Source organism: Amycolatopsis thermalba (assembly GCF_023376025.1).
Lineage (GTDB): Bacteria > Actinomycetota > Actinomycetes > Mycobacteriales > Pseudonocardiaceae > Amycolatopsis_E > Amycolatopsis_E thermalba.
In genome coordinates, this window is the sequence record NZ_CP091196.1 from 2760872 (window position 1) to 2779996 (window position 19125).

At 71.3% G+C, this 19125-nt stretch carries 19 protein-coding genes and 1 pseudogene; 9 read left to right on the forward strand and 11 right to left on the reverse strand.

Features of this window, described 5'->3' with window-relative positions; genetic code table 11:
* The first annotated feature begins 256 nt into the window (after positions 1 to 256).
* Positions 257 to 1222: an IS481 family transposase gene (locus L1857_RS13300; RefSeq protein WP_116115564.1), complete on the forward strand. Its 966-nt coding sequence runs from the start codon at positions 257 to 259 to the stop codon at positions 1220 to 1222.
* Positions 1223 to 2066: 844 nt separating this feature from the next.
* Here the strand turns inward: L1857_RS13300 and L1857_RS13310 are convergent.
* Both L1857_RS13310 and L1857_RS13315 read right to left on the reverse strand, forming a co-directional pair.
* Positions 2067 to 2887, reverse strand: a pseudogene (locus L1857_RS13310) (MFS transporter); the annotation flags it as partial.
* A gap of 131 nt (positions 2888 to 3018) precedes the next feature.
* Positions 3019 to 3387, reverse strand: a complete 369-nt coding sequence (locus L1857_RS13315) for a hypothetical protein (RefSeq protein WP_198958186.1) — start codon at positions 3385 to 3387, stop codon at positions 3019 to 3021.
* A gap of 294 nt (positions 3388 to 3681) precedes the next feature.
* Here L1857_RS13315 and L1857_RS13320 point away from each other — a divergent pair, with 294 nt between their 5' ends.
* Positions 3682 to 4137: a hypothetical protein gene (locus L1857_RS13320; protein ID WP_116113238.1), complete on the forward strand. Its 456-nt coding sequence runs from the start codon at positions 3682 to 3684 to the stop codon at positions 4135 to 4137.
* Positions 4138 to 4373: 236 nt separating this feature from the next.
* Here L1857_RS13320 and L1857_RS13325 read toward each other — a convergent pair whose 3' ends face one another.
* The 4 genes from L1857_RS13325 to L1857_RS13340 all read right to left on the reverse strand — a co-directional run bounded on the left by L1857_RS13325 (position 4374) and on the right by L1857_RS13340 (position 7778).
* Complete coding sequence (locus L1857_RS13325) at positions 4374 to 4604, reverse strand: DNA ligase-like domain-containing protein (protein ID WP_162831198.1); 231 nt, start codon at positions 4602 to 4604, stop codon at positions 4374 to 4376.
* Between the two features lie 74 nt (positions 4605 to 4678).
* On the reverse strand, positions 4679 to 5020 hold the full coding sequence (locus L1857_RS13330) for an STAS domain-containing protein (RefSeq protein ID WP_162831197.1): 342 nt from the start codon (positions 5018 to 5020) through the stop codon (positions 4679 to 4681).
* 454 nt (positions 5021 to 5474) lie between these two features.
* Positions 5475 to 6851 carry a tyrosine-type recombinase/integrase gene (locus L1857_RS13335; protein ID WP_205413361.1) on the reverse strand — a complete coding sequence of 459 codons (1377 nt, stop codon included), beginning with the start codon at positions 6849 to 6851 and terminating at the stop codon, positions 5475 to 5477.
* 579 nt (positions 6852 to 7430) lie between these two features.
* On the reverse strand, positions 7431 to 7778 hold the full coding sequence (locus L1857_RS13340) for a tyrosine-type recombinase/integrase (protein ID WP_198958188.1): 348 nt from the start codon (positions 7776 to 7778) through the stop codon (positions 7431 to 7433).
* A gap of 706 nt (positions 7779 to 8484) precedes the next feature.
* On the opposite strand from L1857_RS13340, the gene L1857_RS13345 reads away from it, so the two are divergent.
* Positions 8485 to 9279 (forward strand): SDR family NAD(P)-dependent oxidoreductase, encoded by a 795-nt coding sequence (locus L1857_RS13345; protein WP_116113234.1) that lies wholly within the window; start codon positions 8485 to 8487, stop codon positions 9277 to 9279.
* A gap of 252 nt (positions 9280 to 9531) precedes the next feature.
* On the opposite strand, the gene L1857_RS13350 is transcribed toward L1857_RS13345, so the two are convergent.
* A complete protein-coding gene (locus tag L1857_RS13350; protein WP_116113231.1) occupies positions 9532 to 10422 on the reverse strand; it encodes an NAD(P)-dependent oxidoreductase in 891 nt (296 codons plus the stop codon).
* Positions 10423 to 10534: 112 nt separating this feature from the next.
* Between L1857_RS13350 and L1857_RS13355 the strand changes: the two genes are divergently transcribed.
* The 3 genes from L1857_RS13355 to L1857_RS13365 all read left to right on the forward strand — a co-directional run bounded on the left by L1857_RS13355 (position 10535) and on the right by L1857_RS13365 (position 12193).
* The gene (locus L1857_RS13355; protein ID WP_094004984.1) at positions 10535 to 10879 is read left to right on the forward strand and encodes a winged helix-turn-helix transcriptional regulator; all 345 of its coding nucleotides are present in this window, start codon (positions 10535 to 10537) and stop codon (positions 10877 to 10879) included.
* 193 nt (positions 10880 to 11072) lie between these two features.
* Complete coding sequence (locus L1857_RS13360; RefSeq protein WP_094004985.1) at positions 11073 to 11447, forward strand: VOC family protein; 375 nt, start codon at positions 11073 to 11075, stop codon at positions 11445 to 11447.
* Positions 11448 to 11578: 131 nt separating this feature from the next.
* Positions 11579 to 12193: a class I SAM-dependent methyltransferase gene (locus L1857_RS13365; RefSeq protein ID WP_116113229.1), complete on the forward strand. Its 615-nt coding sequence runs from the start codon at positions 11579 to 11581 to the stop codon at positions 12191 to 12193.
* Here the strand turns inward: L1857_RS13365 and L1857_RS13370 are convergent, their stop codons facing one another.
* Positions 12194 to 13069 carry an NAD-dependent protein deacetylase gene (locus L1857_RS13370; protein ID WP_116113226.1) on the reverse strand — a complete coding sequence of 292 codons (876 nt, stop codon included), beginning with the start codon at positions 13067 to 13069 and terminating at the stop codon, positions 12194 to 12196. It lies immediately after the preceding gene.
* A gap of 237 nt (positions 13070 to 13306) precedes the next feature.
* Here L1857_RS13370 and L1857_RS35565 point away from each other — a divergent pair, with 237 nt between their 5' ends.
* Positions 13307 to 13639, forward strand: coding sequence for a DinB family protein (locus L1857_RS35565; protein ID WP_346731870.1), 333 nt, complete (start codon positions 13307 to 13309; stop codon positions 13637 to 13639).
* On the opposite strand, the gene L1857_RS13380 is transcribed toward L1857_RS35565, so the two are convergent.
* Positions 13621 to 13998, reverse strand: a complete 378-nt coding sequence (locus tag L1857_RS13380) for a MerR family transcriptional regulator (protein ID WP_116113224.1) — start codon at positions 13996 to 13998, stop codon at positions 13621 to 13623. The two genes, L1857_RS35565 and L1857_RS13380, sit on opposite strands and share 19 nt — an antisense overlap.
* 59 nt (positions 13999 to 14057) lie before the next feature.
* Between L1857_RS13380 and L1857_RS13385 the strand changes: the two genes are divergently transcribed.
* On the forward strand, positions 14058 to 15218 hold the full coding sequence (locus L1857_RS13385) for an MFS transporter (RefSeq protein WP_249465209.1): 1161 nt from the start codon (positions 14058 to 14060) through the stop codon (positions 15216 to 15218).
* Here the strand turns inward: L1857_RS13385 and L1857_RS13390 are convergent.
* A complete protein-coding gene (locus L1857_RS13390) occupies positions 15208 to 17076 on the reverse strand; it encodes an MFS transporter (protein WP_249465214.1) in 1869 nt (622 codons plus the stop codon). The genes L1857_RS13385 and L1857_RS13390 overlap by 11 nt on opposite strands.
* 138 nt (positions 17077 to 17214) lie before the next feature.
* Positions 17215 to 18396, reverse strand: coding sequence for a pre-mycofactocin synthase MftD (gene mftD, locus L1857_RS13395; RefSeq protein ID WP_249465218.1), 1182 nt, complete (start codon positions 18394 to 18396; stop codon positions 17215 to 17217).
* A 125-nt stretch (positions 18397 to 18521) separates the two neighbouring features.
* Here mftD and L1857_RS13400 point away from each other — a divergent pair, with 125 nt between their 5' ends.
* Complete coding sequence (locus L1857_RS13400; RefSeq protein ID WP_094004992.1) at positions 18522 to 18881, forward strand: STAS domain-containing protein; 360 nt, start codon at positions 18522 to 18524, stop codon at positions 18879 to 18881.
* Positions 18882 to 19125: the final 244 nt, after the last annotated feature.

Consider the following 19125-nt stretch of genomic DNA (forward strand, 5'->3'; position numbering starts at 1 on the left):
TGCAGCACGCACACCACACCGGGTCCTGCCTCAGCGCATCGGGTCAGTCGCACGAGACCTGCGGCAGGCGTCGCGACGTTGGCAGCCGTGGGTGCGCTGTCCGGACGTGGCAGGGAGAAGTTCGCCGGGCTTGCACTGCTTGTCGCCCTAGCTGTACTTGGCCAGGACGTTGGTAGCGGCTGGCTGGTGTTGACATGGGGAGAGCCTCCGGTTGGGGTGTGGCTTGTCTAGGACCCACGCCAGGCCGGAGGCTCTCGTGTCACACCGTAATGCCCGTACGACGTTCTTGGGCAGGTTGCTGATCGTCCAGCGGCATCGTCAGGGGTGGCCACAGGCACATATCGCGAAGGCAATGGGCATTTCACGCAAGTGCGTGAAGACCTGGTTGGACCGGCACGCCGCCGAGGGCGAAGCCGGCCTGCACGACCGGTCCTCACGTCCCCATTCCTCACCGCGGCGGACCAGTGCCGAGACCGAGCGGCAGATCCTCGAGCTGCGGCAGCGGGAGCGTCGCGGTCCGGACTGGCTGGGGGCGCAGCTGGGAGTGCCGGCGCGGACGGTGTCGCGCGTGCTGGCCCGCCACAACGCGCCTCGGCTGTCGGCGCTGGACCCACTCACCGGGCAGGTCATCCGGGCCAGCAAGACCACCGCGGTGCGGTATGAGCGCAATACCCCGGGCGAGCTAGTGCACATGGACGTGAAGAAAATCGGTCGGATCCCCGAGGGCGGCGGCTGGCGAGCGCATGGCCGCGCTCACCGGGACGCCACGCGCGACCGCAACGCCAGAATCGGTTTCGACTTCGTCCACTCGTTGGTCGACGATCACTCCCGGCTGGCCTACTCCGAGATCCTGCCCGACGAGAAGGGCGGCACCTGCGCCGCTTTCCTCGCCCGGGCCATCGCCTACTTCGCCAAGCATGGCATCACCAGAATCGAGCGGTTGATGACCGACAACGCCTGGGCCTATCGCTGGTCACTCCGGCACGTCTGTGCCGAGCACAGCATCCGGCAGAAGTTCATCAAGCCCCACTGCCCCTGGCAAAACGGCAAGGTCGAGCGCTACAACCGCACCCTGCAAACCGAGTGGGCCTACCGGCAGGTGTTCACCAGCAACACCGAACGAGCCGCCGCGCTTGCGCCCTGGCTCGAGCACTACAACACTCAACGCCGCCACAACGCACTCGGCGGCCACCCACCCACCAGCCGACTGCCACCAACCTAACGGCCAAGTACACCTAGCCGGTCTGATCGCTGAAATCGCCGCGTGGCAGCAGTCGCAGGGCCGCACGCACCAAGCTGCGGCTGCCCGTCGTGTCGCGGACGCGTTGCCGATGCTCGCGCGGCGTGCCGCCGATCCGCGCCGGTTCGGAACCGGTCCGATCTCGCGGCTACTGTTGGCCCGGCCATCGGAGAGCTCGGCTAGCCGGAAGCGGGTGACAAAGTCCCGCCCTCTTCGGTGAGCACAACGGCAGGCACGCCTCGTGCGTCGAGTCGCCCGGCAGCTCAGACACCAACCCGAGTCGTTGAGCGGCCGCGAGGTGCGTCCTGAACCCGAGCACGCTCCCGAAGTGTTTCTCCACGTCGCCGTCCGCACGCGCGGCACCCTTGAGGATCGCCAAGACATGAGTCGGGCTCAGCATGGCGCTCAAGCTACTCGAACTGGTGAGGAAGCCACCACGCTTGCCGTGCTCGACGAGCGCGTACTTCGCTCGCTGCCAAAAAGATTGCCTGGCGACGACGCTCTCACCCGCCGATGACGCGACATCCCCTCGGGACGGGATATGGATTACTTTGGCCGGGTCGCGGTCGGGGCGCAGGCCGTGCCAGGGCCGACGTGTCCGGCGTAGAGCAGACGGCCTCGGTCGTCGTGCACGCCGAACAGCAAAGCTCCGAGGGTACCGGTACGGCGGCCCTCGCCGGGGGTCAGTGTCCATGATGCTGTAAGGCGGGCTGGACTGAGGTGGTCGCCTCAACCAGCCGAGTCACGTGTCCAACGGCAGCGGTGCGACGTCCAGTCGGACCACGCATCACGACCCCAGGCGCCCCACCATGCCCTTGGTGGCGGTGAGGACCCCGGCCCACAGCATCGGCGTCTTGCTCAGGCCGACGGTGTTGACCGCATAGGACAGCGCGTAGACGGTGAAGATGGTGCTGACGGAGGCGCTCAGCGCGGCGACGATCACCCCGAGCACGTGGCCCAGTGCTCGCGCAGCAGCACGATCAGCGGCAGCTTGGTGACCTCGCCGGTGCGGACCTCCTGCTCGAACACCGGGGTCTCCTCGACCGTGCGGCGCACCAGGTAGCCGACGAGAACCCATCAGCGCGCTGCCCCAAAACGGCACGCGCCACCCCAGGACAGCAGGACGTCCTGCGGCAGCGCGGCGACCGGGAGGAACACGGCGGTGGCGACGATCTGCCCGGCCTGGGTGCCGCTGAGGGTGAAGCTGGTGTAGTAGGCGCGCTGGTTCTCCGGCGCGTGTTCCAGCGGCATCGAGTTCGCGCTCGCCTGCTCGCCGCCCGCGGACAGCCCCTGCAGCAGCCGCAGCGCGACGAGCATGACCGGCGCGGCGACCCCGGCGGTCTGGTAGCTGGGCAGACAGCCGACCAGCACCGTCGACACGCCCATCAGGAGCAGGGTGAGCACGAGCACCCGCTTGCGCCCGAACCGGTCGCCGAGGTGGCCGAGCAGGATCGCGCCCAACGGCCGCGACACGTAGCCCACGCCGAACGTGGACAGGGCCAGCAACGTGCCGGTCGCCGGGTCCGAGACCGGGAAGAAGATCTTGCCGAACACCAGCGCCGCGGCCGTGCCGTAGATGAAGAAGGCGTAGTACTCGAGAGCGCTGCCGACCCAGGCGGCGAGTGCCGCCTTCCTCGACCGCGCCATGTCGGGCCCTGGCGGGGAAGCCCCCACTGCGACTACGCGGACGTGCGTGAGGGTCGCTCCCTGCGCGGCGTCGCGGTCCTTCTGGCCGGGCGGGCCGGCTTCCCGCCAGGAGAAGCCGGCCCCTCTCGACATCAGGCTTTCCAGGTCGCCTCGTCCGCGTAGGCGTAGGAGGTACCGGATTTCGACAACCAGATTTCGAAGGTGTAGTAGCGCCCGTCCCGGAGACTCCTCACCCCGAACTCGGTTGCGACGCGCTCGACGCAGTTGCCGTTCGTGCCGACCGACGACTCGTCGACCACGGCGTCGTACTCGTCCCAGATCCTCAGGTTCACCTTCCACCCGTCGGCCTCGATGTCGCAGAGCCTGAACCGGTCGCCGTCCACCCGGAACTGCACCCGGCCGCCGGGGTCACTGTCATTCGTGCTCATGCTGTGGTCCCAGGTGGCCGCCGAGGCAGGCGTAGCCAGCACCACCGGTGCTGCCAGCGCAGCCGTCGTCATGGCGAGCAGAGCAGCCCTTCTGCCGGAAATCATCGTGTTCCTTTCATCGCGTACGTCAGTGCACCACATTCCTATCCCCCGACGTCGACGATCCGCTGACGCGCCGCCCGAGCCGCTCACGGAGAAGACCCAGGTCACGGAGTTGAACGAAACCGGTACGGAGCAGCTACGGTTCGCGAAACGAGATCAAGAGGACGAAGCCGCTGATTCACCCGAAGGGAGGAGCTGGCTGCTGTATCAAGTCGCGCTCCGGATGCGTACTGATAAGCAGAAACTTCCTCCGGGAGGTGAGCCATGCGGAGGTATCACGGTGCGCTGCTGATCGGCGCGGCCCTCGCGGGGTGCGCGGGTGGGTCGCCGATTCCCGGCGAACAGCCGGCGGACAGCCCGGCCGAAATCACCACCACGGCAGAGACGACCGGCACGGCCGCGGACCCGACGACGACCCGCACGTCGAAGAGGGAACCGCCGGGGGTTCCGGGCAGCCCGATCGACTACGACAGCACGGTCCGCGCGGCAGGGCCGACCAGCGCGCAGGGTGCGATCCTGCGCCAGCTCGCGCAGTTCTGCGGGCCGGACCGGTGTGGTGTGCGGGTGCGGATCGTCGGTTCCGGCGACTGCGCGACGGACATCTCGCCGGATCCGGTGTACCCGGGCGGGACGATCACCATCACGGCCGCCCCGTGCGAGACCACGGACGAGACGACCACGGAAGAGTCCACTTCGGACACAACTGACTCCGGTGGCTAGGACCCGGCTGTCACCACCCCGCTCCCGGACGCCGCCGCAGTCCGGGCCGGCCAGGGCGCTGCGGGTGGTCGCACCCTGGCCGCGAACGCGACGCTGCTGACCGGCCTGCTGTACTACTTCGGTTTCCTGACCACGCAGGTGTTCTTCAGCTACTTCCGCGTGCACCCGACGACGACCCTGTGCCGTACGGCCGGAGCCCGAGTAATGTACGTCAGGTCAGCGACGGCCGTCGAGGTTCATCCGTGCCTGGAGCCGGCCGAAGTCCGGTCGCCCGTGGGTGTCGAGGTGACCAGTTCGCCGTCGAGCAGCACCGGCTCCGTGACCAGGCCGGGCAGAGTCTGCAGTTCGGGGTAGGCGGCCACGACCGCGGGGATGCCGTCCCACTTCCACTTGAAGGCCCACCGGGGACCCTCCGGTGGCTGGCGGTCGGTGGCCAGCATCGGGGCGACCAGCGCGGGCAGCGGCATGACAGCATCCTCAGCCGCTACGAGCCGCAGTGCACGGGCACTTCCCACGATCGGGTCAACCTAAGACTGGCCCGTCAGCCAGCGGCGGGGTGTGCTCTGCCGTCCGTGGTGTCGGGCTCGGCTCCGACGGCGCGCAGCGCGTCGCCCGGGGTCATGGTCGTGGGGACCAAGCCGATGAGCCCGGCCCGTTCGAGCTGGCGCTGCACCGGTCCGCGGATCGCGGTCAGCACCACCTTCCCGCTGACGTTGCCGGCCAGGTGGTGCAGGTCCTGGAACACGCCGGTGCCCGTGGAGTCGCAGGACGGGACCTCGGTGAGGTCGAGCACGAGGTTGCGACGGCCGGTGTCGATCAGCGCGACGCCCTCGGTGAGCAGGGACGGTGCGGTGACCGGGGTGAGTGCCCCGGTCACCGTCACCACGGCGACGGTGACGCCGACGTGTCTGATGGTGAGCTGCAGCTTCTACCTCATGCTCAAAGTGGGAACGTTACTGCCACTTGCGCACGGGTAGTGGGCCATCGGGCTGACCATGCCGGTCGGTACCGGCGAGCTGGCGGCGCTTGTCCCTGATGTGGCGCAGGCTTTCCTCGAGGGCGGCGACCTCGCCGAGCCACTGTCGGCCGCGGGCTTCGGTGAGCCGGCCGCGGGTGTTGGCTTCGATGCTGTCCAGCGGCGGGGGTCTGGGCCGGGTCCAGGCGCAGGAACGGGCAGCGGATGCAGGCGTGTTCGTGCACGCAGGGGGTGCCGTAGGGGCGGAAGCAGCCGCCGAGCGCGACCCGGCGAAGCTGGAAGTGCGCCTCGAATTCGGCCCACTCGTCGGGGGTGACCTCGCGGTATTCGGCGGAGTCCCGCAGGCTGCGGCGGGGGTCGATCATCTTCCGGTGGGCGGTGAGACGTCGGCGGGGAAGACGGCGGTGTAGCCGCGGGTGGTGTCCAGGTCCAGGTGACCGAGCAGGGTGGCGGCGATGTGCAGGGGCAGGCCGGCGCCGACGAGTTCGGTGGTGAACAGGCGACGGAAGTCGTGCGGGGTGAACCGGACCGGTTCGCCGTTGTCCTCCAGCCCGGCGGCCTCGGCCGTGACGTTGAGGATGGTGCGGATGCAGCTGCCGGAGAGCACCTCCTGGCGGGCACCGACCGGGCGGGAGAACAGGTGCGGTAGGGGCGCGCCGTGGACGCGGTCCTGGGTGTCGTAGCGGATGGACAGCGGGATCCGCCCGTCGGTGCCGCGGACCCGGCGCACGATGGTGAGCAGCACCGTGACCAGTTCCGGGGCCATCGGGATGAGCCGCTCGATGTCGAGTTTGGAGGGCACGATGTGCAGCAGCGGCACCACGGTGCCGGTGGTCGGCGGGGTGTAGTGGCGCAGCGAGAGCTGGGTCAGCTCCATCGCCTCCTCGATCCGGCAGCCGGTCAGCCGCAGCGTCTCGATCAGCGCCCAGGCCCAGAAGCAGTCCGCTTCCAGAGCGGTGACGTCCAGGTGTGTGCCGTCCGGTCCGCGCAGCCAGATGCGGGAACGCCGTTGGCGCAGGTACAGCGGCGGCGGGTCGTGGCGGACGTAGGTGACGCCGTCGACCACGACCTGTTCGTCGTGGCCGGTGCCTCCGGCGGCGGCCAGCAGCCGCACCGACCAGTCCCGCCGTGCCGTTGCGGTGGCGACCAGCTTCGGCAGCAGCGGGGTGAGCACGCGGGTGCGTTGCTGGGTACGGGCCTGCTGGTGACGTTTGGCCTTACGCAGCGCCCGCACGTCGGTGTCCCGCACTGGGGACGGGGCGGCCCACACACCCCAGCGAGCCGGCTCGTCCAGGGCCCGTCGCTGTAGGTCCCGGTAGAACCCGCGGACCCGGAACAGCAGGCTGTGCACGTCGCGGCGGGGCTGCCCGGTCGCGGTCAGCTTGATGCGGCGTCGCCACTCGGTGACCACCTCGGGGGCCAGGCGCAGATCCTGCTGGTCGGGGTTGGTCTGCAGGATCTCCCACCAGAACGCCCGGCCGAGGGTGTGGGCGTAGCGCAGCCAGCTGCCGTAGTCCAGACCCGGCCGGACCTCGGTGAGGTAGTCGATCAGCACGTCCCGCACCGGGCTGGGCGGCAGCCCGTAGCGGGCCAGGATCCCGGCCGGGTCGTGCTGGCGGCTGTTGCCCTTGGCCGTCCACACCGCGCGCAGCGTCGGGGGTTCCCCGGCCAGCGGGCCGAGCGCGACGAGCAGCTCCCACGCCAGGTGCTCGCGCCGGTGCCGCCCGGAGGTGCGCACCAGATCGGCGTAGGTCAGCAGGTCCTCACCGGACAGTTGCCGGCATCACCCGCACCACGGCGAACTCGCCTGCGTCGTGCAGCACCGGGAACTTGCGAACAACGTGCTGAAATGGGAGTTGAGCAGGAACGAATACGACGGCCGCAGTACCCGGCCCAGCAGCAGCCACAACAGCCCCGCCGCTCCCGATACCGGTTCGCGCCAACCCCCGCGGCGACCGCGTGGTCCAGCCAGGACCGCGGCGCCTCGTCCGCGCCGCTGGCCAGCCACCGCTGCTCCCAGTCCTGGCCGGGAAACTGCGCCAGCCACCGAGCAGCCGACGCGTCGCGGTGGCCTGTGGGACCACCGTGGCCGGCTGCGGCAGAACCGGTCCCAACCGCTGCCGCAGCACCTCGACCACCACCTCGGGCTCGGCCGTGAGCAGGTCCGCCCCGGGAGAACCAGGCGGCCGCGGCGGCGGGGTGCGTCCGGCATCGTAGGCGGGCAGCGGGTGAACGCTGCCGTTGACCGCGAACCGCTCGTCGGCGGCCAGCGGCGGCACCGTCGGCGGCGCCGCGGACACGGTCGTCGCCGGTCCGGTCACTGGTCCAGCCCCAGTAACTCGGCCAGCTCGGTCTCGTCGTAGCCCGCCGGCACGGCCAGCGGCTGCGCCGCGGCCGCCCGGCGGCGCTCGTGCAGGTCGGCCAACTTCGCGATCAGGTCCTGCAGTCGGGGTTGCAGGTAGATCTGGGTGCTGGTCACCGAGGCGTGCCGCAGAATGGTCTGCACCTCCACCAGCGAGAAGTTCGGATCGTTGGCCATCCGGATCGCTGCGGTGTGGCGCAGGTCGTGCAGCGAGTAGTTCGTGCCCAGCAGCGCGTTCGCCCGCACCAGCACCGCCCTGGTGGCGTGAAGGTCAACGGCCGCCGCGGCTGCCGCAGCGTCCACCACACCGGCCCCGTCACCGGGCCGTCCTGCCCGCTCTCAGCCAGATACAGTGCCAGCCACACGAACGCGTCCGCTGACGCCGGCACCTCCTCCAGGCTCCGCGAGCCCTTCGAGATCACCTTGATCGTCTTGCAGCCGTAGTCGATCCACTCGTGCCGCAGCCCCAGCAACTCCGAGGCGCGCACGCCGCTGGACAACCACATCGCCACCATCGCCCGGTCCCGGTGACACCGCAGCGCCGAGAACAACGCCTCCGCCGCGCCGTCGGGCAGGCTGCGCGGCAACGTCTTGGGCACCTTCTGCCGGTAGGCCGCCCGCCGCTGCCGCCGCACCGGCTCCAGCGGGCTCTGGTGCGCCGGCAGCCGGCCACCACTCGGCCCGCGTTGCTGCGGCACCGGATTCACCAACGGTCCCAGGTCCATGTCCAGCGCGAAGGCGTAGAACGCGTGCAGCACCGTCAACTGGTGGTTGATCGTGCGCGGCGCGTACCCGCGGGGTACGGCTTGCCCGTCACCGCGTTGACCGTCCCCAGCGGAGCGAATTCTCGCCGGGGAAGGCGAGCCCGTGCCGGGAGGCCGGCGCCGGGTGCGGGCACGCCCGATGGGGCGAGGCGCGCTGCCGCGACTGCGCCTGTGGCGCTCATCTGCGAGCGGCCCCCGCGGCGTGCAGCCGTGCGGGCCCGGCCGGCCGCCCCTACGATCGCGGCATGCGCCTTGATCTGAGTGGGAAGACGGCCCTGGTCACCGGTTCGACGCAGGGGATCGGCGCGGCGATCGCGCTCGGACTGGCCCGCGCCGGCGCCCGGGTGGGCGTCAACGGCCGCAACGCGGACAAGGTCACGAAGGCGATCGAGCAGCTGACCGCCGAGGTGCCCGACGCGCAGGTGGTGCCGGTGGTCGCCGACATCGCGAGCGAGCGGGGTGCGCGGGAGGTCACCGAGCAGTTGCCGCGCACCGACATCCTGGTCAACAACCTGGGCATCTTCGGCTCGGCCGACCCGCTGGAGATCAGCGACGACGAGTGGCGCCGGTACTTCGAGGTGAATGTGCTCGCCGCGGTGCGGCTCACCCGCGCCTACCTGCCGGGCATGACCGAGCGGGGATGGGGCCGCATCCAGTACATCGCGAGCGACTCGGCGATCGTGATCCCCGCCGAGATGATCCACTACGGCATGTCGAAAACGGCTCTGCTGGGCGTTTCCCGCGGTTTCGCCAAGGCTGCCGCCGGAACCGGGGTGACCGTGAACGCCGTCCTCGCCGGACCCACGCACACCGGCGGCGTCGAGGACTTCGTGTACGAACTCGTCGACCGCGACCTGCCGTGGGACCAGGCGCAGCAGGAGTTCATGCGGAAGCACCGGCCGCAGTCGTTGCTGCAGCGCCTGATCGAGCCCGAGGAGATCGCGAACATGGTGGTGTACCTCAGCTCGCCGCAAGCCTCGGCGACAACGGGAGCGGCGGTGCGAGTGGACGGCGGCTACGTGGACTCGATCGTGCCCTGATCCATCGTGCCCTGACCGTGCGTGCCCGGACCCTCGTGCCCGGACCGCGGGGAGGCACCACGCCCGAGCCGATCGCAGCCCGGGCGCCGCGCGGCGGGCTGTGGCGACCAGTGGCCTCTCCCCACCGGACAGCAGTGCGAAACGCCGTCGAGGCAACGAAAGTCGTGGCAGACGCATGGTGGTGGATCCCTTCCCCCGGTTGGTGCGATCAGGCTAGCGGGACCCACCGACAAAAACCGGGCGCGCGGATCGTCACGACGCGGGTGCAGGCTTTTTGAGCACTTCGGTCAGGGCCGCGATGCTGTGGTCCGCGTGGCCGGCGTCGACGGCCCGTTGCAGCAGTTCGTGGAACGGCGCCTGCCAGGACACGTCGATGTTCGCCTCCGCGCCCAGTTCCGCGTCGTGCGCCGCACCCGCCAGGAAGAGCGCGACGGTCGACATCGGCTTCGTGTAGTCCCCGCTGTCGATCTCCCGCGCGAACACCGGCAGAACGGAACCGATCATCTCGAACCACTTGACCGTGAACCGCACCAGCGTGCTCGCGTCGAGTCCGCGCGCCTGCACGGCGGCCGCACCCTGGAAGAAACCGACGAGCGCCGGGAGCAGGGTTCCACCGACCGCCATCTCGTACAGCGCGGCCAGGTCGGGTTCGTCGCCCAGGTGCACGGTGTCGCCGCCCAGCACTTCCAGCGTCGTCCGGTGTTCGTCGAAGACGGCCTTGTCCCCGGCGTAGTACAGGAGCGTGCCCGGTTTCCCGACCGCCGGAGGTACGTCCTTGACCGCCCCGTCGAGGAACCGCGCGCCGTGACCGCCGGCCCAGGCGGCCATCTCGCGGGCGCCGGCCGGGGAACCGCTGTTCAGGGTGACCAGCGCCCGGCCCCGCAGCGCCGGGCCTGCCGGGGCCAGGGCCGCGACGGTGTCGTCGTAGGTGGTCAGGCAGGCGATGACCAACGGACTGGCGGCGATCGCGTCCTCGATCGCCGCCGCGTGCACGGCGCCCTTCGCGACCAGGGGTGCCGCCCGGGCGGCGGTCCTGTTCCACACGGTGGTCGGGTGTCCCGCGGCGACGAACGCCCCGGCCAGCGCCGTCCCCATCGAACCCAGGCCGATGACGGTGACGGGGGTGCGTGCGTGCTCGGTCATGTGCTTCCTCCAGTGCTCGTGGTGTGGCACCGCGATCCTGGGTTTTCGCGTACATTTCCTCAAGTACCGACATTTTTCGCGGGTACTGACAAATGTGTCTGTGAGGATGTGAATGAAGACACCGACCTTCACCTGCGGGCTCGATGCCGCCATCGCCGTCATGGGAGGGAAGTGGAAGGGGCTGATCCTGTTCGCGCTCCAGGACGGGCCGTTGCGGTTCGGCGAGCTGCGACGCGCCGTGGCGGGGATCAGTGAGCGGGTGCTGATCCTGCAGCTCCGCGAGATGGAGGCGACCGGTCTGCTGCATCGCGAGGTCTACCACCAGGTTCCGCCGAAGGTCGAGTACTCCCTCACCGGCTTCGGCCGTTCGCTCAACAGCGCGCTCGCCCCGCTCGGGGAGTGGGGCGAGGCACACCTCGACCGCATCGAGGCCATCCCCTGGGACCAGGTTCGCTGATCCCGCGGCCCGGCGCCCTTGCGCATACCTCGTTGCCGTAGCCGGACCTCACCTCCTAGACTGACGGCGTGATCACCGGAACGGCCGCGCGCCACACACGGGAAGGCGATCCGGTGACGGTCTGATCGGCTCGCGTGGACCGCCGGGAGCATTCGCTTCCGCGCTGTTCACCCAACCGATCGAAAGGACTCCCTTGACCGTCACCTTCAACCACACCATCATCGCCGCCAAGGATCGCCACGAGTCGGCCCGCTTCTTCCGCGAACTGCTGGAAGTCGCCGAAGCCCCGTCGTGGGGGCCGTTCGTCAACGTCATGCTCGACGGGGGTGTGTTGCTGCAGTTCGCCGAACCGCCGGTGGAGATTCAGATGCAGCACTACGCCTTCCTCGTCGACGACGAGCTGTTCGACCGCGCCTACGCGCGGCTCGTCGAGCGGGGGATCGAGCACTGGGCGGATCCGCAGACGACCCGCCCCGGGCAGATCAACCACGAGCACGGCGGGCGGGGTGTCTACTTCAAGGACCCCGCCGGGCACGCGATCGAGATCATCACGCGGCCGTACCTCTAGCGTCGTGGTGGGGCGGGCGTGCCGGCCGGAGCCGAGCACGCCCGCCGTCCGCGCCGGCAGCCGGACCGCGGCGAGACCGGCCGAGCTGCGCAGGAAGGGCTGGGCGGCCACCGATCAGCAACAATGGCGCCATGGGCTTCTACGCGAACCGGATCCGGCCCCGCATCATCGACCTGGCCTGTGGCGCCGCGCCGGCGCGGCCGCACCGGGAACGCACCTGCGCCGGGTTGCGGGGCCGGGTGCTGGAAATCGGCTTCGGATCGGGCCGCAACGTGCCCTTCTACCCGGCGGCGGTGACCGAGGTCGTCGCCATCGAGCCCCTGGACGCCGCTTGGCGGCTCGCGAGCGGACGGCTGGACGGTTCCACCGTGCCGGTCGAGCGGGCCGGCCTGGACGGGCAGTCGCTGCCGGTGCCCGCGCACAGTTGCGACACGGCGCTGTCCACCTGGACGCTGTGCGCGATCCCGGACGCCGGCGCCGCGTTGCGCGAGGTCCGGCGAGTCCTCAAACCCGAGGGCACCCTGCACTTCGCCGAACACGGCCTCGCCCCCGACGCGGACGTCCGGCGCCGGCAGCGCCGGCTGGACCCGGTGCAGCGGGCGGTGTTCGGCTGCCGGCTCACCAACCCGGTCGCAGACCTGCTGACCGGGGCCGGTTTCCTGATCCGGGAGATCGACGTGTTCTACGAGCAGGGCGCACCGCGGCCGTTCGGCGCGCAGTCGGTCGGGGTCGCCGTTTCGCCCTGATCAGGCGGTCAGCCGTGCCACCAGCTCCGTCAGCGCCCGGCCCAGCGGCAGGTCCACCCGCACGGTCGCGTACTTGTCGCCGCGCGTGGGGCCCTGGTTGATGATCGCCACGGGCTTGCCGGCCTCGGCGGCGCGGCGCACGAACCGCAGGCCCGACATGACCGTCAGGGACGAGCCCAGCACCAGCAGTGCGGACGCCTGCTCCACCAGCCGGTAGCAACGGTCCACACGCGACGGTTCGACGTTCTCGCCGAAGAAGACCACGTCCGGTTTCAGCACCCCGGCGCAGTCGCGGCACGGCACCACCCGGAAGCCCCGCACGTCGTCGTCGGACAGGTCGGCGTCGCCGTCCGGGTTGACCCGCGTCGCGGTGGCCGTGAAGTCCGGGTTCGCCGCGCGCAGGCGGCGGTCCAGCTCCTCGCGCGGCGTCCGCGACCGGCAGGACAGGCACACCACCCGGTCCAGGCTGCCGTGCAGCTCGACCACGTCCGGCGTGCCGGCGGCCTGGTGCAGACCGTCCACGTTCTGCGTGATCACACCCCCGACCACGCCCACGGCCCGCAGCGCCGCGACCGCGCGGTGACCGTCGTTGGGCCGCGCCCGGGCGATCGTGCGCCAGCCGAGGTGGCTGCGCGCCCAGTACCGGCGCCGCGCGTGCTCCGCCGCGACGAACTCCTGGTACGTCATCGGCGTGTGCCGCCGCAGGCTGCCGGTCTCGCCGCGGTAGTCCGGGATCCCCGACTCGGTGGACAGCCCGGCGCCGCTCAGCACGACCGCACCGCCCGTGCCGGCGATGCGGACCACGTCGTCCAGGCTGGTCGTGCGGGGCAGCGGCTCGCCCGCCGGCGTCCAGCTCAGGGTCGGTCGCGTCCGCACCCCACGAGTGTACGTGCGGGAAATCCGGTTGGCCGCCGCGCGCGGGCGCTGCGATCATCCGGCCGTGTCCCTCCTGCGCTGGCAGTTCGACCTGACCTGGTCCCTCGCGGACCTGCACCTGAGCGCGCTCACCCCGGCGGACTTCCGCTGGGAGCCCGGCCCGCTGACCTGGCACGTCCGCCCGCCGCGGACGGGTGGACGATCGACTGGGCCGACACCGAACCCGACCCCGTGCCGGTGCCCACCATCGCCTGGATCACCTGGCACGTCGGCTGGTGGTGGAGCGTGGCCCTGGACCACGCGCACGGCCGCCCGCCCCGCGAGCGCGAGGCGGTCGGCTGGCCCGGCGACGAGAACGCCGTGGCCTGGCTGCGTGAGCTGGCCGCCGACTGGGGCGGTGTCCTCGACCGGCTGTCCGAAATGGACGCTCCGGCGGCCTTCCCGTGGCCTCCCGAGGCCGGGCTGACCGTGGCGCACCAGGCCGCGTGGGTCAACGCCGAGCTGATGAAGAACGTCGCCGAGATCGGGCAGCTGCGCCTGCTGCGGGCGGCTCAGGCCACGTCGGGCTGAAGCCCCCGACGGACGATGTCCAGGTACTCGCTGATGGCGTCCCGGTTGCGGGTGAGGCAGTCGATGCGGCGGGTCATCCGGTCGCGCTCGCGTTCCAGCGTCGCCAGCATCTCCGGGGTGGCTTCTGGGAAGTAGATGGTGCGTGGCTTGTCCAGGCACGGCAGGATCTGGTTGATGATGCGCGTGGGCAGCCCGGCGTCGAGCAGGCCGCGGATCTGCAGCACCCGGTCGACGTTGTATTCGTCGTAGTCGCGGTAGCCGTTCGGCAATCGCCGGGACACGATGAGCCCCTGCTCCTCGTAGTACCGCAGCAGGCGGCGGGGCGTTTCGGTGCGTTGCGACAGCTCCCCGATGCGCATGTGGTTCCCCTCACAGCGATTTGACCTTCACATCTGTGTGATGGTTTCAGCATAACGCCGTGATCGATGTCCTGACTCCCACCAGACTCCCGCTGCGGTCCCTGCTGGCGCTGACGACCGCGGCGTTCATCACCGTCCTCACCGAAGCCCTGCCCGCCGGCGTCCTGCCGGCGATGAGCGCGGACCTGCGCGTCGGCGAGTCCGCGATGGGGCAGGCCGTCACGATCTACGCGATCGGCACCGCGCTCGCCGCGATCCCGCTGTCCGCCGCGACGGCCGGCTGGAGCCGCAAGCGCCTGCTGCTCGCCGGGGTGGCCGGGTTCGCCGTCGCCAACACCGTCACGGCTGTCTCCGGTGTCTACGCGCTGACCATGGCCGGCCGGTTCGCCGCCGGGGTGGCCGCCGGGGTGGTGTGGGCGCTGCTCGCCGGCTACGCGCGGCGGGTGGCGCCGGAACACCTGCAGGGCAAGGCGATCGCGGTCGTGATGGCCGGGATCCCGCTGGCGCTGTCGCTGGGCGTGCCGGCCGGCACCTTCCTCGGCGAGGCCGTCGGCTGGCGGGTGACGTTCGGCGTGATGTCGGTGATCGCCGTCGTGCTGATCGCCTGGATCCTCGCGGCCGTGCCCGACCAGCCGGGGCAGCGCGACGGCTCCCGGATCCCGGTGCGGCGCGCGGTCGCGGTGCCGGGTGTGGCCTCGGTCCTGGTCGTCACGCTCGTGTTCGTGCTGGCGCACAACGTCCTCTACACCTACCTCGCGACGTTCCTGCACGGCGTCCGCGTCGACGCGGTGCTGCTCGTGTTCGGGATCGCGTCGGTGCTGAGCATCGTGATCGTCGGCGCGCGCATCGACCGGCAGCTGCGGGAGCTGACGATCGTCGCGACGGTGCTGGTCGCCGTCGCCGCGGCGATGCTGGCCGTGCTGTCCGGCAGCGCGGTCCTCGTCTACCTCGCGGCCGCGCTGTGGGGCCTGGGCTGGGGCGGCGTGCCGACGCTGCTGCAGACCGCCGCCGGGAACGCGGGCGGCGAGGCGGCCGACACGGCGCAGGCCGCGCTGGTGACGCTGTGGAACGCGGCCATGGCCGGGGGCGGCGTGGTCGGCGGGATCCTGCTCGACGCGTTCGGGCCCGGTGTGTTCCCGTGGACCGTGCTGGTGCTGCTCGTGCCCGTGCTGGTCGTCGTCCTCGGCGCCCGCAGGCACGGCTTCCCGGCTAGTTCGTGATCGTCACGTCCTCCGTCGCGAGGACGAGTTCGCAGCGCACCGGACCGTCGCCGACCCGCACCGGGACGGCGACGGTCCGGTAGCCGTGCTTGGCGACGGCGAGCGCGTAGCGGCCCGGCAGCAGGCCGGTCACCTCGAACGAGCCGTCCGCGCGGGAGGTGACGCTGCCCGCGACCTCGCCGCGCTCGTCGGCGGCGATCAGCAGCGCGCCGGCCACGCCGACGGTGCCGGTGATGCGGCCGGTCGCCGACAGCGTGAAACCGGCTTCGCCCGGTCCGCTCACCGGCGCCGCCTCCGGCTGGTAACCGGCGGCCGAGCAGACCAGCACGTGCTCGCCGCCCGGGATGTTCAGCGAGTACCGGCCGTTCGCGTCCGTGGCGGTGGTGCCGGTCTGCTGCCCGTCCTTGCTGATCAGGGTCACCGCCGCGCCTTCCAGGACACCGCGCGCGGAGCGCACCACGCCGGTCAGCAGCGTCTCCGCCGGACGCGCGCGGCCCGGGATGAAGCACGCGATGAGCAGCGCGGCCACGCACGCGGCGCAGCCGATCAGGAACGTGGCGCGGAACCCGGTCAGGCTGGGCACCGGGGTGCCGCCGAAGTCGATCGTCATGCCCGCGAGCACCATGCCGACCACGGCGCTCGACGACGACGTGCCGATCGAGCGCATCAGCGTGTTGAGGCCGTTGGCCGCCGCGGTCTCGGTGGCCGGCACTGCGCTCATGATCAGGCTCGGCATGGCCGCGTAGGCGAGGCCGACACCCGCCCCGGCCATCGCGGAGAAGATCGCCATCTGCCAGCCCGCGCCCATCAGCATCAGGCCCAGCCCGTAGCCGGCGCCGAGCACGGTGATGCCGCACAGCAGCGACACCTTCGGCCCGCGCGCGGCGATCAGCCGGGCGGCCACCGGGGACATCGCCATCATCAGCAGGCCCGACGGCGCGACGCACAGCCCGGCGACCACCATCGACAACCCGAGTCCGTAGCCGGTGCCCGCGGGCAGCTGCAGCAGCTGCGGCGGCACCAGCTGGGTCGCGTAGAGCGCGAAGCCGACCATGATCGAGGTCAGGTTGGTGAGCAGGACCGGGCGGCGCGCGGTCGTGCGCAGGTCGACCAGTGGTTCGGCGGTGCGCAGCTGCAGGAAGCCCCACGCGACGAACAGCACCACCGCCGCGACGCCGAAACCCAGGGTGCGCGTGCTGCCCCAGCCCCAGTCGCCGCCCTTGGAGATCGCCAGCAGCAGGCACACCAGCGCCGCGGACAGCCCGATCGCGCCGGGCAGGTCGAAGCGGCCGGGGGAGCGGACCGCCGACTCCGGCACCACGAGCACGATCAGCACGAGGCTGACCAGCCCGAGCGCGGCCGCGCCGAGGAACAGGATGTGCCAGTCGAAGTGCTCGGCGACCAGTGCCGCGGCCGGGAGCGCGAGCGCGCCGCCGATGCCCAGCGACGAGCTCATCAGGCCGACCGCGCCGCCCAGCCGCTCCGGCGGCAGCTCGTCGCGCATGATGCTGATGCCCAGGGGGATCGCGCCGATCGCGAAGCCCTGCAACCCGCGGCCGATCATCATCGGCAGCAGCTCGGTCGTCAGGCCGCACACCAGGGAGCCCGCGACCTGCAACGACAGCGCGACGATCATCATCCGGCGCTTGCCGTACATGTCGCCGAGGCGGCCCAGCACCGGGGTGGCGACCGCGCCGGTGAGCAGGGTGATCGTGATGACCCACGCGGTGTCGGAGCTGGAGCTGCGCAGCAGCGACGGCAGGTCGGCCAGCAGGGGCACCATGAGCGTCTGCATGACGGCGACGACGACACCGCCCAGCGCGAGCACCGCGGTGAGGCGGCCGGGAGACGGGGACATGCGGCTCCGGAGTTCGTGCGCGGATGGTTGCTTGCTGAAAGTACCTTCCGGAACGTCCGGTGCCGAGTGAGTTGTCCCGAAGCTCACTGGAAACCCCGGCGGCGGGCCCGTCCGCGCGCAGCCCGCCGCCGGGGTGGCTCAGCTCTTCGGCACGCCGAGGGCGCGCTCGAAGCCCGGGGGGACCACCACGTCGTCGCGGGTGAGGTCGTGGATCGAGGACTTGCCGAGGCCGAGGATGGCCGAGTCGATGCCGCCGCGGAGGATGTCCAGCACGTTCTCCACCCCGGCCTGCCCGTTGGCGGCCAGGCCCCACAGGTAGGCGCGGCCGATCAGCACCGCCTTCGCGCCCAGGGCGAGCGCCTTGACGACGTCGCTGCCGCGCCGGATGCCGCCGTCCAGCAGCACCTCGACGTCACCGCCCACGGCGTCCGCGATCGCCGGCAGCGCGCGGATCGGGGCCGGGGTGCCGTCGAGGTTGTTGCCGCCGTGGTTGGACACCGAGATCGCGGTGACCCCCGCGTCCACGGCCCGCTTGGCGTCGTCCACGCGCATGACGCCCTTGAGCATGAACGGCCCGCCCCACTGCTCGCGCAGCCACGCCACGTCCTCCCAGGTCGGCAGCGGCGTCTGCATCCACTCGCCGTACGCGCCGAAGAACGTGGGCGCCGTGCCGCCGGGCGGGGTCAGGTTCGGCGTGGTCAGGTCGGGCAGCTTGCGGGTCTTCGCGAAGTCCCACAGCCACTTCGGCCGGGTGATGCCCTCCGGCGCGAACCGCACCATCGCCTTGAGGTCCAGCCGCTCCGGGATGACCGGGCTGCCCCAGTCGCGGCCGTTGGAGAACGACCAGTCCAGCGTCATGATCAGCCCGACCGCCCCCGCGGCGCGGGCGCGCTCCATGCGCTGCACGAGCACGTCGCGGCTGCCGACCCAGTACATCTGGAAGAAGGTCTGCGGGTTGACCGTCGCGACCTCCTCGATGGACTTGCTGGCGAACGAGCTGAGGCTCATCGCGGTGCCGCGCGCGGCCGCGGCACGGGCCACGGCCACCTCGCCCTCGGGGTGCACGGCCTGGACGCCGGTGGGGGAGATGATCACCGGCAGCGCGACCGGCTGGCCCATCACGGTGGTGCCCAGCTCGCGCTTGTCGGACAGGCCGGCGACGTGCGGGGCGAACCCGAGCTCGGCGAACGCCGCGACGTTGTCGTCGACGGTGATGCCGCGTTCGGAACCAGCCACCAGGGCGCCGTAGACGGACTTGGGCAGGCGCTTCTTCGCCCGCCGCTGTGCCTCGGCCACCGTCTCGAACCAACCGTTGGACATCTCGCCACTCCGCCTCGCCTGTGAGGGACATCATTTTGGCACTTGATGCCATATTAGGCCACACGGGGTCGCCGGACGCAAGACCGGGCTTTCCGCCGTTGTCCGGTCACGGTTAGATCGAGCGGGTGTCCTCTTTCCAGCCGGACGAGCCGGTCGCGCACGTGGACGTGCACGTGGAGCACCTGCCCGGCGCGACGCTGGTGCGCGTCGCCGGCGAACTCGACCACCTGACCGCCCCCGCGTTCGAGGCCGTCGCCCTGCCCGCGGCGCGCGCCTGCGCCGAGCGGCTGGTGATCGACTTGAGCGAGGTGAGTTTCCTGGCCTCGGCGGGGATCGCGGTCGTGCTGGCCGCCGGGATGGCGGCCCCGGGCCGCGTGCACGTGGTGGTCGGCTCCGGCTTCACAAGGCGCCCACTGGAGATCACCGGAGCCGACGAAATCGTCCGACTGCGCACGACGCGCGAGGAGGCGCTGGCGGAGGATTAGGGCCTGTCCGCATGGCGACGGCCCAGCCGGGCCGGGCGGGTGGAGTCGCGCCGCGGCCGGCCGGGTGCGGCGGCGATCGGCAGGCACTCCATCGCCGCCGACCACTCCGGCCACCCAAGCACGAGGCGATCCACCTGGCGGGCGAGCAGCGTCTGCGACGGTGACCCGGCGCGGCCTACTCCGCGATCACCGTCCTGACCGGATCCAGGCCGCCTCAAGGAGCGACCGGCTCGTGCGGACCCGG

Bases quoted from the DNA above. Each gene is read 5' to 3' on its own strand.
- L1857_RS13390 (WP_249465214.1), bottom strand. From the start codon at position 17,076: ATGTCCCCGTCTCCCGGCCGCCTCACCGCGGTGCTCGCGCTGGGCGGT.
- L1857_RS13350 (WP_116113231.1), bottom strand. From the start codon at position 10,422: ATGACCGAGCACGCACGCACCCCCGTCACCGTCATCGGCCTGGGTTCG.
- L1857_RS13345 (WP_116113234.1), top strand. From the start codon at position 8,485: ATGCGCCTTGATCTGAGTGGGAAGACGGCCCTGGTCACCGGTTCGACG.
- L1857_RS13380 (WP_116113224.1), bottom strand. From the start codon at position 13,998: ATGCGCATCGGGGAGCTGTCGCAACGCACCGAAACGCCCCGCCGCCTG.
- L1857_RS13325 (WP_162831198.1), bottom strand. From the start codon at position 4,604: ATGCCGCTGCCCGCGCTGGTCGCCCCGATGCTGGCCACCGACCGCCAG.
- L1857_RS13365 (WP_116113229.1), top strand. From the start codon at position 11,579: ATGGGCTTCTACGCGAACCGGATCCGGCCCCGCATCATCGACCTGGCC.
- L1857_RS13320 (WP_116113238.1), top strand. From the start codon at position 3,682: ATGCGGAGGTATCACGGTGCGCTGCTGATCGGCGCGGCCCTCGCGGGG.
- L1857_RS13315 (WP_198958186.1), bottom strand. From the start codon at position 3,387: ATGACGACGGCTGCGCTGGCAGCACCGGTGGTGCTGGCTACGCCTGCC.
- mftD (WP_249465218.1), bottom strand. From the start codon at position 18,396: ATGTCCAACGGTTGGTTCGAGACGGTGGCCGAGGCACAGCGGCGGGCG.
- L1857_RS13355 (WP_094004984.1), top strand. From the start codon at position 10,535: ATGAAGACACCGACCTTCACCTGCGGGCTCGATGCCGCCATCGCCGTC.